At 63.7% G+C, this 14,310-nt stretch carries 12 protein-coding genes, 1 tRNA gene and 1 pseudogene; 9 read left to right on the forward strand and 5 right to left on the reverse strand.

What is annotated here, in order from left to right; genetic code table 11:
* Together SA87_RS04040 and SA87_RS04045 are read left to right on the forward strand one after the other, a co-directional pair.
* A pseudogene (locus SA87_RS04040) lies at window positions 1-485 on the forward strand (IS200/IS605 family accessory protein TnpB-related protein); the annotation flags it as partial.
* Between the two features lie 295 nt (window positions 486-780).
* On the forward strand, window positions 781-1,032 hold the full coding sequence (locus SA87_RS04045; protein WP_066199566.1) for a glutaredoxin family protein: 252 nt from the start codon (window positions 781-783) through the stop codon (window positions 1,030-1,032).
* A 186-nt stretch (window positions 1,033-1,218) separates the two neighbouring features.
* On the opposite strand, the gene SA87_RS04050 is transcribed toward SA87_RS04045, so the two are convergent.
* Window positions 1,219-2,529, reverse strand: a complete 1,311-nt coding sequence (locus tag SA87_RS04050) for an MFS transporter (protein ID WP_082718449.1) — start codon at window positions 2,527-2,529, stop codon at window positions 1,219-1,221.
* Window positions 2,526-2,864 carry a hypothetical protein gene (locus SA87_RS04055; RefSeq protein ID WP_156423630.1) on the reverse strand — a complete coding sequence of 113 codons (339 nt, stop codon included), beginning with the start codon at window positions 2,862-2,864 and terminating at the stop codon, window positions 2,526-2,528. The genes SA87_RS04050 and SA87_RS04055 overlap by 4 nt, the downstream gene beginning before the upstream one ends.
* A 750-nt stretch (window positions 2,865-3,614) precedes the next feature.
* Here SA87_RS04055 and SA87_RS04060 point away from each other — a divergent pair.
* The 3 genes from SA87_RS04060 (at window position 3,615) to SA87_RS04070 (ending at window position 6,030) form a co-directional block, all read left to right on the forward strand.
* Window positions 3,615-4,373 carry a metallophosphoesterase gene (locus SA87_RS04060; protein WP_169793340.1) on the forward strand — a complete coding sequence of 253 codons (759 nt, stop codon included), beginning with the start codon at window positions 3,615-3,617 and terminating at the stop codon, window positions 4,371-4,373.
* A gap of 420 nt (window positions 4,374-4,793) precedes the next feature.
* Complete coding sequence (locus tag SA87_RS04065; RefSeq protein ID WP_066199572.1) at window positions 4,794-5,102, forward strand: ArsR/SmtB family transcription factor; 309 nt, start codon at window positions 4,794-4,796, stop codon at window positions 5,100-5,102.
* On the forward strand, window positions 5,095-6,030 hold the full coding sequence (locus SA87_RS04070; protein ID WP_245637643.1) for a cation diffusion facilitator family transporter: 936 nt from the start codon (window positions 5,095-5,097) through the stop codon (window positions 6,028-6,030). The genes SA87_RS04065 and SA87_RS04070 overlap by 8 nt, the downstream gene beginning before the upstream one ends.
* 104 nt (window positions 6,031-6,134) lie before the next feature.
* Here the strand turns inward: SA87_RS04070 and SA87_RS04075 are convergent, their stop codons facing one another.
* Window positions 6,135-6,911: an SDR family oxidoreductase gene (locus SA87_RS04075; RefSeq protein WP_066199575.1), complete on the reverse strand. Its 777-nt coding sequence runs from the start codon at window positions 6,909-6,911 to the stop codon at window positions 6,135-6,137.
* Window positions 6,912-7,151: 240 nt separating this feature from the next.
* Here SA87_RS04075 and SA87_RS04080 point away from each other — a divergent pair, with 240 nt between their 5' ends.
* The 3 genes from SA87_RS04080 to SA87_RS04085 all read left to right on the forward strand — a co-directional run bounded on the left by SA87_RS04080 (window position 7,152) and on the right by SA87_RS04085 (window position 9,025).
* Window positions 7,152-7,700: a DJ-1/PfpI family protein gene (locus SA87_RS04080; RefSeq protein ID WP_066199578.1), complete on the forward strand. Its 549-nt coding sequence runs from the start codon at window positions 7,152-7,154 to the stop codon at window positions 7,698-7,700.
* A gap of 176 nt (window positions 7,701-7,876) precedes the next feature.
* Window positions 7,877-8,119, forward strand: a complete 243-nt coding sequence (locus SA87_RS13055; RefSeq protein WP_156423631.1) for a P-loop NTPase family protein — start codon at window positions 7,877-7,879, stop codon at window positions 8,117-8,119.
* 30 nt (window positions 8,120-8,149) lie between these two features.
* On the forward strand, window positions 8,150-9,025 hold the full coding sequence (locus SA87_RS04085) for a class I SAM-dependent methyltransferase (protein ID WP_066199581.1): 876 nt from the start codon (window positions 8,150-8,152) through the stop codon (window positions 9,023-9,025).
* 48 nt (window positions 9,026-9,073) lie between these two features.
* Here SA87_RS04085 and SA87_RS04090 read toward each other — a convergent pair.
* Window positions 9,074-9,147, reverse strand: a tRNA-Gly gene (locus SA87_RS04090).
* Between the two features lie 342 nt (window positions 9,148-9,489).
* A complete protein-coding gene (locus tag SA87_RS04095) occupies window positions 9,490-12,753 on the reverse strand; it encodes a transglycosylase domain-containing protein (protein WP_066199584.1) in 3,264 nt (1,087 codons plus the stop codon).
* Window positions 12,754-12,855: 102 nt separating this feature from the next.
* Between SA87_RS04095 and tyrS the strand changes: the two genes are divergently transcribed.
* Window positions 12,856-14,199: a tyrosine--tRNA ligase gene (gene tyrS / locus SA87_RS04100; RefSeq protein ID WP_082718450.1), complete on the forward strand. Its 1,344-nt coding sequence runs from the start codon at window positions 12,856-12,858 to the stop codon at window positions 14,197-14,199.
* Window positions 14,200-14,310 lie beyond the last annotated feature (111 nt).

Consider the following 14,310-nt stretch of genomic DNA (forward strand, 5'->3'; position numbering starts at 1 on the left):
CGATGGAATCCCTGAGCTTCAGTCAAGGGAGGCTGGACACGGAGAAGGCCTTCAACCGCATGGCTTCCCAGTTTCCCTATGCGGCGATCGGGATGGCGATCCTGCGGCGGGCGATCAAAGAGAACGTGGGGTACAAACCCGTCCCGCCCCAGCACACCTCCACCATCGGCCGGCTCAAGTACGAAAAGAAATACGGCGTTCCCGTTCACGGTGCCGCGGCCCTGGTCATCGGCAGGCGGGCCATGGGTTTTAGGGAGCGCATCACGCGCGAAGTTCGGGACTTCGTGCTTCGGGTGAAAGAACGGCTGAAACCGACGGGTGATCTCCGACCGAGGGAAGGAACCGGGATGACCCGGAAGGTCGAGGCCGCGCTTCAGGCGCTGGAGACGAAGCTTCTTCTGCACAACGGGCTTGCCCGCTGGCAACAAGAGAGTTTCTTCTCCTGCTGGCGCGAACTCAAAACGCTTGCTTTGGCCTTCCGGTAACCCCGTTTCGCCGGGAGTTCGGACAAACCCGGCAGGGCGAATCTGACAGATCGGTGCTTGCGGCGGCGGTTCTCGCCGCCTCTCCCCCGGCGCCCTCCGTTCTGCGGGTGCAACGCACTCCGTCCGGCCGTGCAGACGAGACCGGGAGACGGGGAAGGAAGACCTTCCCGTGAGCACACCGGGTGGGACGCCCGGGCCCAGACCCCGATTTCCGAAAGGAGGTGAACGCCTGGTTCGGCGGGGTCCCTGCCTGAATTCAATTCAGGTAGGTTTTCCGAACCAGGTGGAGTAAGGGATGCTGGAGCTCTACGGCACGAAGGGGTGTCCGTATACGCGGGAGCTCCGTGAATCGCTCGATCTGGACGGCGAAGCCTACGTGGAATACGACGTGGAGGACGATGAGGACGCGCTCCGCCGCATGATCGCCTTGACCGGAGGCCGAACCGTCCCGGTGCTCGTTTCGGACGGAAAGGTGTTGATGATCGGCGTTCAGGGACGCGGCTGCATCGTCGCCGCTCCGGAATCGGCAGGTGGGCCGGAGGCGTGACGGCGGTGGCGTCCCAAGTGTCGGCCGCCGTGCCTGACGCTCAGGGGCTATGAGATGAGGGACCATAAGATCGTGAAAGCACCTCCGCACTCCGCCGGAGGTGCTTTCTGTTTCTTCCGGGACCGAAACGGGACCGTTCGCTTCGCTCTTCGGGCCTTCTGCTTTGCTTCGGGGTTTTTTCGCGCCTTACGCTTCGCCTCGCGTCGCTCGGGATTTCGTTTCCGGCCCCAGGAGGAGGAGCGTGACGACGGCCAAAAGGAGCACCGTCACGAACAGCCAGAACACGCCGGCCTGGGTGAAACCACGGCCGAGAAGCCATCCGACCGCATACGGCGCGACGATCGCCCCGAGCCGCCCGATCGCCGCCGCCGTTCCGGCGCCGCGGGCGCGAAGGGCCGTCGGGTAGAGTTCCGGCGTATAGGCGTACAGCGCTCCCCAGGCGCCGAGGTTGAAGAAGTTGAGCGCCGCGCCGAAGCCGAGGAGCGCCGCGATCGAAGACGCCTGCCCGAAGCCGTAGGCGGCGACGGCCGTTCCAAGGAGGTAGAAGGCGAGCACCGGGCGGCGGCCGATGCGTTCGATGAGCCAGGCGGCCGAGAGATATCCGGGAAGCTGGGCGACGGTCATCCAGAGGACGTATTCGAAGCTCTGGACGACGTCAAAGCCGCGGGCCATCATCAGGCTCGGCAGCCAGAGGAACATCCCGTAGTAGGCAAAGTTGATCGCCCACCAGAGCGTCCAGAGGGTGACGGTTCCGCGGCGATGCTCCGGGTCGAACAGCTGCCCGGCCGACACCGCCCCGGCGTCCGCGGTCGGCCGTCCGTCGGCCGCCCGGTCCCACCCGCCGCCGTCGCGTCCTTTTCGGCGATCGGTTTTGAGGTGAAGGAACGCCTTCGACTCCGGCAGGTTCCGGCGGGCATAAAGGATGAGGAGCGCCGGGAGTCCGCCCAAAAGGAGGCCCGCCCGCCAGCCGTGCCCCGCCATGATGAAATGGGCGAGGAGCGCCGCGAGGAGCCAGCCGATCGCCCAAAAGCTTTCCGCCATCACCACCGCCCGCGCCCGCTCGCGCGGCGGCGCCGTCTCCGAGACGTACGTCGCGGCGATCGGAAGCTCTCCGCCGAGGCCGAGGCCGATGAAAAAGCGAAAGGCGAGCATCATGCCGAAGCCGAGGGCGAGGGCGCTCAGCATCGTGCCGAGGGAAAAGAGAAGGAGCGTCCCCATGAACACGAGGCGGCGGCCCCAGCGGTCGGCGATGTGGCCGGCCAGGAGGGCGCCGACGGCCATGCCGAGGGAGTTGGCGCTCCCGAGGAGCCCCCGCTCCGCCGGACCGAGGCCCCAGTCGGCGGCCAAAAGCGCCAGCACGAACGAAAACAGCGCGACGTCAAAGGCGTCCACCATGAAGCCAAGGGCGCCGAGGCGCCATTCGCGTCGGGCGTAAAACGGCGTTTCCTTTGGGGCGCCGAAGACGTCACCCGGCCCCGCGCCAATGCGGGCGCTCATGGCCGTCCCTCCTTTCCGGCGACCGACCGATCGCAGCCCGCCCGAAGCGCCGCGGAATGGGCCGGGCTTTTTCGCCGGAGCGGATCGTCCCGATCGCCCCGCCCGACGGTCGCCTGAAGGGAGGCCGAACCGGGCGGCCTTTCCGGCAAAGCGGCCGGCATGGAGGCGGGGATGCTTTCGGCTTCCGGGGCGGACGCCTTTTTTTCACGGGACGGCAGGGTCGGGCAGGTTCCGCCGAGGCAAGGCGCCCGGCGGACGAACAGGACGGCCAGCCCGGCGAGGCCGGCGACGAGGAAGACGAGGTAGGCAAGAAGTCCAAGCATCCCGACTGGCATCGAAGCCCCCCTTTTTTCGGATGCCCTCGCTTTGGTGGCCGCCGCTTTCTGAGGCCGCCGCGTCGATCGACCGGTCCCGTCCTTTCCGAGCGGCTCGGAAAAGCGACCGGAAGTACCGGCCTCCCGATCCTGGCGCAAAACGGCACCGGACTTTACACCTGTCGCGTCAGCTTCATTGTAGCGGATCGCCGGAACAAAGTAAACCGCGGCATTCCGTCAAGTGCGTGTCAACGTTCGGTAGGCAAAGACCTCTCCGGCTCCGGTTCTCTTCACCACCCCCTTTGCTTCGCTCGGGCCAAAAGGCCGGTAAAACCCCTTCACTTGAAGGAAAACCGGACCGATGGATCGAATTCATTCAATCAAAGCAAGCATCCCTTTCTCAAAAAGGAGATTCAAACATGCGGCCTCGACGATGGACTTCCCATCAACCCAAATGGTTTCATTCCGGATTGCACGACCGTGGTCAAAACACGGAAACGTTGGCGCAGGCACGGCATTTTTGAGAAAGCCATGCGCCATGGGATGGGTCCGTGCATCGCCGCAGGGCTCGTTCAGCGGACTTAATTCACCCGCCTTTTAAACAAACTCGAGGCGAAAGAAGGGCTTCTCCGTATGGCGAAGCGGTATGGGGGGAAAGAAAGGGTGGCGGTGACCCGGCGAAAGTTTATCTTAGCGATCGCTTTTTTTGTTCTTTTAATCCTTATTCTTCCCCTGTCTTTTATCTTAATATCGGCCCGGGCTTCGCAGCGGGTGACCGTAAAGCAGGTTGAAGTTACTCTTCCGAATATGCCGCCGGAGCTTGACGGTCTGACCATCGCTCACCTCAGCGATCTCCACTATGGTTTCGGGTTGTACACGAACATCCGGGCCGTAGAAGACGTAACGGCGCTTGTTCGCGCCCTTAATGCAGAATTGATCGTCTTTACCGGAGATCTGCTCGATCACACGGCCGATCCGCAGCTGAGCGAAACTTCCATTTTAAAGGGCCTTCACGCTCCTCTGGGGGTCTATGCCGTCCTGGGCAATCACGATCATGCCTTTGAGCGGTCAACGCTCCGGAATACGTTATCCGCCGACGGGATCAGACTGCTTGTCAATGAAAGCATTCGCTTGACGAGAAACGGGCGTAGCTTCTGGCTCGTCGGACTGGATGACCCGCTGGTCGGGGAACCGAAGCTGGCCGAAGCGATGTCGTCGATTCCGTCGGAGGACTTTGTACTGCTTCTCGTCCATACCCCGGATTTTGCGGATCGGTCGGCGGAACACAACCTTCCGCTTCAGCTTTCCGGGCACAGCCACTGCGGGCAAATCAGGCTTCCGGGAATCGGTCCGTTGTGGCTTCCGCCGCTCGGAAAAAAGTATCCGTCGGGGCTAAGGCCGGTATCAAGCGGCAAAACTTACGTCTACACGAACTGCGGCCTTGGAACGAGCGGAGTTCCGTTTCGCCTCTTTTGCCCACCGGAGATTGCGTTCATTACGCTTCGGGTCACGTCCCGTCAAGGGGCGTAAACGGGCTCCCCTTCGGGGGGATGATGTCAAAAGTCATGCCTCCTTCTCAGGGTGGCTGCCTCGGAAAACGAGCCTGGGGCCGGCGCAAGCCGGGTCATCGATTCGGGACGGAAATCCTTTCGAGACGCCATCCCCTCCTCTTGCTGCTCCTCGAGTACGGCCCCCAGGAGCCGCAAGGCAGCCGCTCCCCCATCCAGGCCCAATGCCCGGACCAGCTCGTCCCCCTTCCGGCCAAGTTCCTGAGCTCCTGAGCGAGCCGGCGAAGCGCTTCGCGCAGGGCCATCGGCTTCGCATGCGGCGGCATCGGCCCTTTTGCTGCCTTTTGCTGAAGAAGCGATCTGCCGGGACGAAGGCGTCGCCAAATGGGCTTGTCACGGCGAAGAAGACAATGTAGAATCAAAATTCCGGTGGGTGGCGCTTATGATCGGAGGAGATTTCGCTCCTCTCTCGGGGGAAACAGCAAAACGCGTCGCGCATACGTTTAAGGCGCTGGCCGATCCGACGCGCGTCCGCATCTTGCCTCTTTTGGCCCAGGAAGAACGTTCCGTCACGGAGCTCGCCGAAGCGCTGGAACTCTCCCGATCCGCCGTTTCTCACCGGCTCGCTTTTCTCCGCTCCTTGCGTCTGGTTCGATATCGCCGGCAGGGAAAGTCGCTTTTCTATTCGTGTGACGATGACCGTGTGCTGACGCTGCTCGTTCAAGGGCTCGCGCATTTGGCGCATGATTAAGGAGGAAGGTGGCATGCATTCCCATCCTCATGGACATTCCCACAGGGCGGAAACAGGACGGCCAAACAACCGGCGGGCCCTCGCCGCGGCTCTGGGGATCACCGTTTCGATCATGCTTTTGGAGTTCATCGGAGGTTGGTGGCTCCGTTCTTTGGCCCTCATCTCCGATGCCGGGCACATGCTGAGCGATGCCGGATCGCTCGCCCTAAGCTTGCTTGCCCTTCTCTTGGCCGCGCGACCGGTCTCCCCGGGCATGACCTACGGCTACTCCCGGGTCGAGGTGCTTGCCGCGCTTCTCAACGGCTTCACCCTGATGGGAGTTGCGGGCTGGGTCGTATGGGAAGCGGTCGAGCGCTTTCGCAACCCGCCTGAGGTGGCCGGCGGTCCGATGATGGCCATCGCGGCGATCGGACTTTTCGCCAATGCAACGAGTGCGTGGTGGCTGAAGCGCAAGGGGGATGTGCACGGCAACTTGAACGTGCGGAGCGCATATTTGCATGTGATCGGGGACTTGCTGGGTTCGGCGGGGGCGATCGTCGCGGGGTTCCTCATGTATGCATTTTCGTGGTACGAGGCCGACCCGCTTATCAGTGTGGTCACATCGGCCTTGATCGCAAGGAGCGCCTGGGGTGTCCTCGCCTCCGCCGTGCGCATCCTGATGGAAGGTGCCCCCCGGACCGTGTCAAAAAGACGGGTAGAAGAGGCGCTGCGGAGCCTTCCCAACGTGGTGGACGTCCATGACCTGCACATCTGGACGATCGCTCCCGATTTTGATGCTTTATCCTGCCACCTCATCGTCCACGAAGACGCGGATGCGCAAACCGTCTTGCGGGAAGCCGCGCGGCACGTTCGCGAGGCGTTTTGTATCGACCATGTCACTTTTCAAGTCGAAACGGCGCCTTGTCAGACGAGGGTGTGCCAAACGTAAACAAGCGGCTTTCAAACGCCGGACGGTCGCAAGCCATCGCATCGGTCCTGTTCGTTACGGGAACCATCCGGCAAAAGCCCCGGAATTCATTCCGGGGAAAAAAGTCAAAGCGCCACGGTTCGAGCGCCGTCCACCAGGAGCTGCTGCCCGCTCATGTACGTGTTTTTCGTCAACAAAAACACGATTACTTCCGCGATCTCTTCCGGCCGGCCGTAGCGCCGGAGGGGAATCCGCTCCACCGTGCGCCGTTCGATGTCTTCCGGCGTCATCCCCGCTTGACGGGCATAGCTTTCATTCCATTCCCGCACCCGGTCGGTAAGGATAAAACCCGGCGATACGATGTTAATGCGCACATTCTCCGGCCCGTGCTCCAGCGCCGCCGTCTTCAGCGCGTTTACCAGCGCCGCCCGGAGCGCGTTGGACAAAACGATGCCCGGCTGCGGCTCCTTGACCGTGTAGGAGCCGACGGCGACGACGTTTCCGCCGCCGGCCCGACGGATAAGCGGCAGCGCTCCCCGAAGCAGGCGCACCGGTCCCAGCACCATCAGCCGGAAGAAGCGCTCCCATTCTTCGTCCGTCACGTCGACCAGCGGTTTGATCGGCGGTCCGCCGTGGTTGATCAAAAGCGCGTCCAGCCGCCCGAACCTTTCGGCCGCCTCGATAAGCCGCGCCACCGTCTCCGGCGCTCCGAGATCGCCGGCCACCGGCACGATCTCCGCCCCCGCCGAGACGGAAGCCAGGGCCCGTTCCGGCTCACGGCTGTTGAGAATAAGCCGATACCCTTCCTCCGCCATTCGCCGGGCGACCGCGAGGCCGATGCCGCGGGACGCCCCGGTCAAAATCGCCACCTTCTTTTCGCCTTTCTTTTCTCCGCTTGCCATCGTTCCCCATCCTTTCTTGGCGAGAATTTCGGATCGCTTCGGATCTTTTTGACCAAAATTTCAAACCGTTTCGGGTCGTGCGCTCGACGTTTTTCGGACGGCTCGATGCCGCCCGGCCGGCAAGCGGCGGAGGCGCCGGCGCCTCTCGGCATCGCCGGCCAGATGGGTCCCCCAAAGCTTGACGCGTTCTTTTCCTTTCGGATATAACGGAGGTGAAACCATCAAAAAAGGGGGAGCAGGATGAGCAAGAAGGTGCTGATCCTCGCCGGTGATGCCGTCGAGGCACTGGAAGTCTACTATCCGTATTTCCGCCTGCTCGAAGCCGGCCATGAGGCCGTCATCGCCGCCCCGAGCAAAAAGGTGCTCCACACCGTCGTTCACGACTTCGAGGGATGGGACACCTACACCGAAAAAGTCGGCTATCGGCTGGAGGCGCACCTGCCGTTCTCTGAAGTCCGGCCGGAAGAATACGACGGGCTCATCATCCCCGGCGGCCGGGCGCCGGAGTATATCCGCCTCGACCCCCACGTGCCCGCCATCGTCCGGCACTTTTTCGAAGCGAACAAGCCCGTCGGCGCCATCTGTCACGCCGTTCTCGTTCTCGCCGCGGCCAAGCCGCCCCTTGAAGGGCGCCAGATGACCGCCTACACCGCCTGCCGTCCGGACGTCGAAAACCTCGGTGCCACCTACGTCGACGCCGGACTCCACGTCGACGGCAACCTCGTCTCCGGGCACGCCTGGCCGGATCTCCCCGGATTCATGCGAGAGTTTTTGAAGCTGCTCGGCTGATCGGCCGGGCGCTTTGTTCCCGGCGAAAGGTTAAACGACGAGTCGATGTGGACGCTCGGTCGGCTGTTTGCCGGTTCCCTCAGGCCGGTTGAGGGGGCCGTCCTCCGGGGCGGCCGTCCGATTTTGCCCGCGGGTTTCCGGCCGGTTCCGATGATCCATCAGCACCCGGGCGCGCCGTGAACCCGCGCTGGAAGCTCCGGCAGGTGCTGGAAGAGGCCGAGGAAATCGATCGGAATTTGCTGGAGCGCCTGATCGTTCACCCGTCCTGGTTGCGCCGATATCCCCACGCAGTCCCCGGAGGCGAACGGCAGCGGGTGTGCATCGCCCGCGCCTTGTCCGGTCCCGTGCGCCAACTCATCGCCGATGAGATCACCGGCATGCTGGTTTGGCGAAACTCATCGGCCGCACCGGCGGGATGAGCGAAAATACAATGGAAAGGGACAACGAAAATGCATGCTCCAGCACCGGACAACCTTTATCGCCATTTTATCGACCTGTGGGAAGATCCCGGGCCCCGATATGAAATCCAGCAGGCGTTCTGGAACCGGCGGGCCAAGGCGTTCAGCGAACAGCTGAACGACGACCGCCATCGCAGGCGTTTTGAACGTCTGTACGGCTGGCTCAAGGACCTCGGGGCGTTTGAAGGACAGGCGTCCATCCTCGACATCGGTTGCGGCCCTGGGACGTTCGCCGTCCCTTTTGCCGAAGCGGGCCATCGCGTCACCGGCATCGACATCGCAGCGGATATGATCGCCCATGCGAAGGCGAACGCCGTACGGTTCGGGGTGAGCGATCGGACCGCGTTTGAGGTCGCCGCATGGGAAGAGATCGACGTCCATTCCCGGGGGTGGGAACGGACGTTCGACCTGGTGTTTGCCTCGATGACGCCGGCGATCCGCAACGTGAATGCCTTTTACAAAATGATGCAGGTGTGTCGGAAGGCGTGCTTTTTAAGCGGTTTTGTTGCCCGGCGCGATCCGATCCTCCGGCGCCTCCGGCAAGCGCTCGGCCTGCCGTCGGAGGGGGCGCCGATGAACCGAATTTACGCGGCGTTCAACCTCCTCTGGCTTGATGGGTATTACCCCACCGTCCATTTCATCGACGATCGGTGGGAACAGCAGTTTTCGATCGAGGAGGCGAGCGAGCGATTTTCGCTGTTTCTGCGTTTTCAGTCGATGAATGAGACGGGGCTGGAGGAGAGGGTGGCGCGCGTTCTGCATGAAATCGCGGAGGAACAGGGAAGCTCCGTGCTGCGGCAGACGGTAGAGGTGAAAATCGCTTGGCTTTACTGGCGGGTTGACGACCGGTCGCGGGAACGATCGTGATGAGATACAAAAAAACGCCGGCAACCGGCGTCATTCCTGGCTTCTTTATGGAGCGGGTGAGGGGAATCGAACCCCCGCCGCCAGCTTGGGAAGCTGGAGTTCTACCATTGAACTACACCCGCATGGAACTCCACCCGCATGAGCACTTCACCTGCATGGATTGCTCTGCCGCCTTTGTTCGGCTACGCATCAGCAATTATATCCCGTCGGTGTGCCGGCGTCAACATGTAAAATATGCAAAACCGGCCCGGGAGGCCTCCTTCCGGGCCGGTGATTTTTCCGATCGTGAAGATTGGAGCAGAATCTGCCGGCACCGCGCCTTCTTCGGCCGTCGATGGGCGGGGGCGGGGTCGGCTGCGAACGGAAAAACGGGTCAGCGCCTAGAGGGGTGATCCGCGATAGGGGGTGGCGGTTTGCGCGAGGGGGCCTGCGAATAAAGCGGTGGCCGACCCGCCGGGTGAGGTCTACGGACGGTCCGGCGAATCTTTTTTCTTCTTCTTGTCCATCGGTGTCGAAAGGGGGACGCTTCCGACCGGGGAGGCGGTGACGCCCCCGTCCGGCGAGATGAGGCCGGTCGGCCCCTTGTCGTTCTTCGGCGGCGATTCGTTCGCCGGCGCGCCGGTGCCGTCGGTCCCGTTCCCGCCGCCTTCGCCGGCGCCGTTTTGGTCGCCGGGGAGGACGGGGGACGGCGGGGGCGCTTGGCCGTTTTTCGGCTTCGGCTGCACCGCGATAGAGCGGTCGGATTCTCCGAGGGCGTTTTCGGCGGAGACGGCGTAGTAGCCGTCGTCAGCAAAGGTCAGAACCTCGAAATACGGCGTGTCCGTCGTGCCGATGCGCTCAAACGGCCCTTCTTTGTCCGGCGCGTAGTAGATATGGTAGCGCTCGACCCGCTCCCGTTCGGGGTTCGGGTCCCAGGTGAGGACGACGCCGGTGTCGGTTCGGACGGCCTTTAAGCCTTTCGGCGGGCTCGGCGCCTTCCGGACGTCGGCCGGCGCGCCGAAGGGGCTTACGTCCTGGGCCGGCGGCGATTCGCGGCCGCCGATGTCGACGGCGGTGACGGTGTAGACGACGAACGGATCGCCGAGGGACTCGCTGAACGTCGTCGGCAGGTGGCTCATGACGCTTCCGACGTGTTCCATCCCGGTGAGCGTCCGGCGGTAGATGCGGTAGCCGGCGATATCGCCTTCCGGGTTGGGCTGCCAGCTTAAGGTGACGGTCCGCGTCGCGTCGTCGTACGACGCCGTAAGGCCTTTGGGCGCCGACGGCGGATCCGGGAGGAGTTTCCGGGGGTCGAGTTCCGTCGGCAGGGTGAGGTCGGCGTCGGGAACGGTGTAGCTCACCCCGGGCCGGGGGTTTTTCGGGATCCGGATCGGATCCCGCTTGATCAGCACTTTTTTCAGGACGAGGTCGTCCGGCGTCGAGTCCAGGGCGATGTAGTTTTTTCCGTTCACGACGACGATTCGGGCCTTCTGGACGCGGTCGTCCGGCACGGTCGGGAGGTATTTTTTGTTGAAGGCGATCGTCTTCACCCAGCCGCCTTCCCGGCAGGCGTCGGTCGGGAGCTTGCCGGAGACGACGCAGGCGCTCATCTGGACGATCTCCTTCGCCTTCGGGAAGGCGGCGTCTTTCGGCGAGAGCTCGGGCTTGAGCTCGAGCACTTTGTTCATGAGGATCGGCCAGAGGGTGCGGGCGTTTTTGGGCGGGTAGCCCCCGAGCTTCATCCCTTTGACTTCAAAGCCGGTCCAGACGCCGAGGGTAAGGGTCGGGGTGTAGCCGACGAACCAGATGTCTTCGTAGTTGTCCGAGGTGCCGGTTTTCCCGGCGAGGGCCCGGCGGCCGTGGGCCCGCTCCATCGCCTGCCGAATGCTCGCGCCGGTGCCGGAGGTCATGACGCTCGTCAGCATGTCGTTCATCAAATACGCGGTCTCTTCGCTTAAGACCGGGATTTCCCGCCGCTCGTGCTGGTAGATCGTCCGGCCCTGGCCGTCGGCGATCCGCTCGATCATGTAGCTCGGGATGAGTTTGCCGCCGTTCGGGAAGACGCTGTACGCCTGGGTGAGTTCGGCGACGCTCGTGCCGTGCGCAAGCCCGCCGATGGCGGCGGTCGCCGAGTGTTCATCGCCCGGGACGAGGTGCTGAAGCCCCATGCGCCGGCCGTAGTCGATGACCTTCGGCAGGCCGACGGCGAGGGAGAGCTTGATCGCGGGGATGTTGTACGATTGGGCGAGGGCCTGCCGCGCCGGCACGAGGCCGTGGAACCGGCGATCGTAGTTGGCCGGAGCAAACTCCTTTCCGCCGTCCGCGAGGACGATCGGCGCGTCGTCGACGAAGACGTCCGGGCTCAGGAGCACCCCCTCTTCGAGGGCCGGGGCGTAGGCGAGGACGGGCTTTGCCGCCGAGCCGGGGGAGCGGGGTTCGAAGGCGAAATTGATCTTGCTTTTTTTGAAATCGCGGCCGCCGATGAAGGCGAGGATGGCGCCGGTCCGGTTGTCGATGAGGACGGCGCCGACTTGCTGCACGGGATGGTCGACGCGCTTGCCGTTGGCGGCGGTGTAGGCGGGCGGATTCGTCCAGAAGTTGTTGTCGTCCCGGGCGATCGCCTCGAAGGCGTCGAAGAGGGTTTTGTCGATCGTCGTCGTGATGTGGTAGCCTTTGGTGAGGACGTCCCGCTCCCGCTTCTCGAGCAGTTCCTGCCAGAGGGGCCGGACGTCGGGGTCGTCCCGGCGATCGGGGTCGATCCCCTGCGCTCGGAGGTCGTCTTCGGCGAGGGCTTCGGCGGCGGCGTCGATGATGGCGTAGAGGAGGTACGGCGAACGGGCATAGGCGGTGTCCGATCGCTGGACGAGGTGGGCCCGGATGTCGAAGGCGAGGGCCGTCTCCCGCTCCGCCGGCGTAATTTTCCCGTCTTTTTCCATCTCCCCGAGGACGAGCTTCATCCGCTCCAGGCCGTCCCGGTAGGTCTCGTCGTTGTAGGGGAGGTATTTGGCCGGTCCCTGGAGCATGCCGACGAGGTAGGCGGCCTGGGCGAGGTTTAAGTCTTTGGCATCGATGCCGAAGTACCCTTTGGCGGCCGCCTGGATGCCGTAGAGATTCGTGCCGTCCTTGCTTTTACCGAAGTAGACCCGGTTCAGGTACGCTTCAAGGATCTGGTCTTTGGTGAGCACCCGCTCGACGCGGAGGGCGAGAAGGATTTCGTTCAGCTTACGGCGGTATTTGAGGCGCTTTAGGGCGTCGCCTTTGACTTTGCCGCTCAGCTCTTCCCGGTAGAGGTCTTCGAGGAGCGTCTGTTTGACGAGCTGCTGGGTCAGGGTCGAGCCGCCGGTCTGGACGTCGCTTCCGGTGATCTGCTGCAGGATCGCCCGCATCGTGCCGCGAAGGCTCACGCCGGGATGGCGATAAAAGCCCTTGTCCTCGGTGCTGATGAGGGCCTGGATGACGTACGGCGAGATCTGATCGAGGGTGACGTACTGGAGGTATTCGGCGCCGGGCAGGCGCCCGATGAGGGTGCCGTCCCGGTAGTAGGCGAAACTGGAGAAGGCTTCCGGGGCGATCGCCTGCTTGATGTCGTCGTAGCTTAAGACCCGCTGGTCCTTGAGCACGGAGGCGATAAAGCCGAGGACGGTGCCGGCGGCGAGGAAGGCGAGGCCGACGAAGGCGAGCAGGAGAAGGCGGAGCGCCGGCATGAGACTTCCGGCAGGTGTCTTTTTTTTCGAACGTTCGGCCGCCATGATCGACCCCCCTTGAATTCGGGCCTATTATAGCATAGCGCCCCTTGGATTGCAGGAAAGGCCGGCTCGGGCTATACTGAGAGGAGCGAAGGAGTGAAGGCGATGGATGCGGTCCAACCGGGCGAAGCAAAGCGGTCGGCGGCGGTGAACGCCCACCGGGACGATCCGGCGGTTCGGGCCGAGGTGGAGCGGCAGTTCCGTCTTCTTTCCCGGGGTGCGGTGGAGATCATCCCGGAAGACGGCCTTCGGGAGAAGATCCGGGAAAGCGTCGTAAGCGGCCGGCCGCTTCGGGTCAAGCTCGGCCTCGATCCGTCGGCGCCGGATGTGCATCTCGGCCACACGGTCGTGCTGCAGAAGCTCCGGCAGTTTCAGGAGCTCGGGCACGTGGTGCAGCTCGTGATCGGCGATTTTACCGGCCGGATCGGCGATCCGACCGGCAAGTCCGAAACCCGTCGACAGCTTTCGGAAGCGGAAGTCCGTGAGAACGCCGCGACGTACGTCAAGCAGTTCGGAAAAATTCTTGACATGTCGCGGGTGGAGCTCGTCTACAACAGCGCCTGGCTCGAGAAGCTCACCTTCGCCGAGGTGCTCCAGCTTGCGGCGAAGACGACGGTCGCCCGGATGCTCGAACGGGACGATTTCGAGAAACGGTATACCGCCGGCCAGCCGATCGGGCTGCACGAATTCTTTTACCCGCTGATGCAGGCGTATGACTCGGTCGTCCTCCGCTCCGACGTGGAACTCGGCGGGACGGATCAGAAGTTCAACCTGCTCATGGGCCGGGAGCTCATGCGGGACTACGGGCTGCCGGAGCAGGTCGTTCTGATGATGCCGCTTCTTGAGGGGACCGACGGCGTGCGGAAGATGTCGAAGTCGCTCGGGAACTATATCGGCATCGATGAGCCGCCGGAAGAAATGTACGGCAAGGTGATGTCGATCCCGGACGACCTGATGCTCCGCTACTACGCGCTGGTGACGGATCTGTCCGAAGCGGAGGTCGAAGCCGTCGCCGCCGGCCTCGCCGACGGGTCGCTCCATCCGCGGGATGCGAAGATGCGCCTCGCCCGGCGGATTGTCGCCATGTATCACGGGGAGCCGGCGGCGGAGGCGGCGGAGCGGCATTTTCGCACCGTATTTCAGGAGGGCGGCCTGCCGGAGGCAATCGAGGAGCGCCGGCTGCCTGCGGCGGCCGTCGAAGACGGGACCGTCGGCGTGCTGAAGCTTCTTCAGGCGCTGGGCCTCGTGGCGAGCCTGTCGGAAGCCCGGCGGATGGTCGAGCAGCGGGCGGTCCGGATCGACGGCGAGCGGATCGTGGACCCGAAGGCGCGCCTTCCGGTCCGGGAGGGGATGGTCGTCCAGGTCGGGAAACGGCTCATCGCCCGGGTGGCCCTCGAGCCGTCGGTGCAGGGAGACGTCCGGGAATCGGCCGCGGGCGACCGGCCATAGGTTCGGGACGACCGAGAATCGAGGTTCGGGACGGCCGGGATCGGTTCCGATGCGCCCGGAGATCGGTTCGGTCCGGAGCCGAAAGAAACGCCAAAAGCCCGCACCGACGTG

Origin of the sequence: Hydrogenibacillus schlegelii (genome assembly GCF_001653195.1) — a bacterium.
GTDB lineage: Bacteria > Bacillota > Bacilli > Thermicanales > DSM-22653 > Hydrogenibacillus > Hydrogenibacillus schlegelii.

Bases quoted from the DNA above. Each gene is read 5' to 3' on its own strand.
- SA87_RS04045 (WP_066199566.1), top strand. From the start codon at position 781: ATGCTGGAGCTCTACGGCACGAAGGGGTGTCCGTATACGCGGGAGCTC.
- SA87_RS04050 (WP_082718449.1), bottom strand. From the start codon at position 2,529: ATGAGCGCCCGCATTGGCGCGGGGCCGGGTGACGTCTTCGGCGCCCCA.
- SA87_RS04055 (WP_156423630.1), bottom strand. From the start codon at position 2,864: ATGCCAGTCGGGATGCTTGGACTTCTTGCCTACCTCGTCTTCCTCGTC.
- SA87_RS04065 (WP_066199572.1), top strand. From the start codon at position 4,794: ATGATCGGAGGAGATTTCGCTCCTCTCTCGGGGGAAACAGCAAAACGC.
- SA87_RS04070 (WP_245637643.1), top strand. From the start codon at position 5,095: ATGATTAAGGAGGAAGGTGGCATGCATTCCCATCCTCATGGACATTCC.
- SA87_RS04075 (WP_066199575.1), bottom strand. From the start codon at position 6,911: ATGGCAAGCGGAGAAAAGAAAGGCGAAAAGAAGGTGGCGATTTTGACC.
- SA87_RS04080 (WP_066199578.1), top strand. From the start codon at position 7,152: ATGAGCAAGAAGGTGCTGATCCTCGCCGGTGATGCCGTCGAGGCACTG.
- SA87_RS04085 (WP_066199581.1), top strand. From the start codon at position 8,150: ATGCATGCTCCAGCACCGGACAACCTTTATCGCCATTTTATCGACCTG.
- SA87_RS04095 (WP_066199584.1), bottom strand. From the start codon at position 12,753: ATGGCGGCCGAACGTTCGAAAAAAAAGACACCTGCCGGAAGTCTCATG.
- tyrS (WP_082718450.1), top strand. From the start codon at position 12,856: ATGGATGCGGTCCAACCGGGCGAAGCAAAGCGGTCGGCGGCGGTGAAC.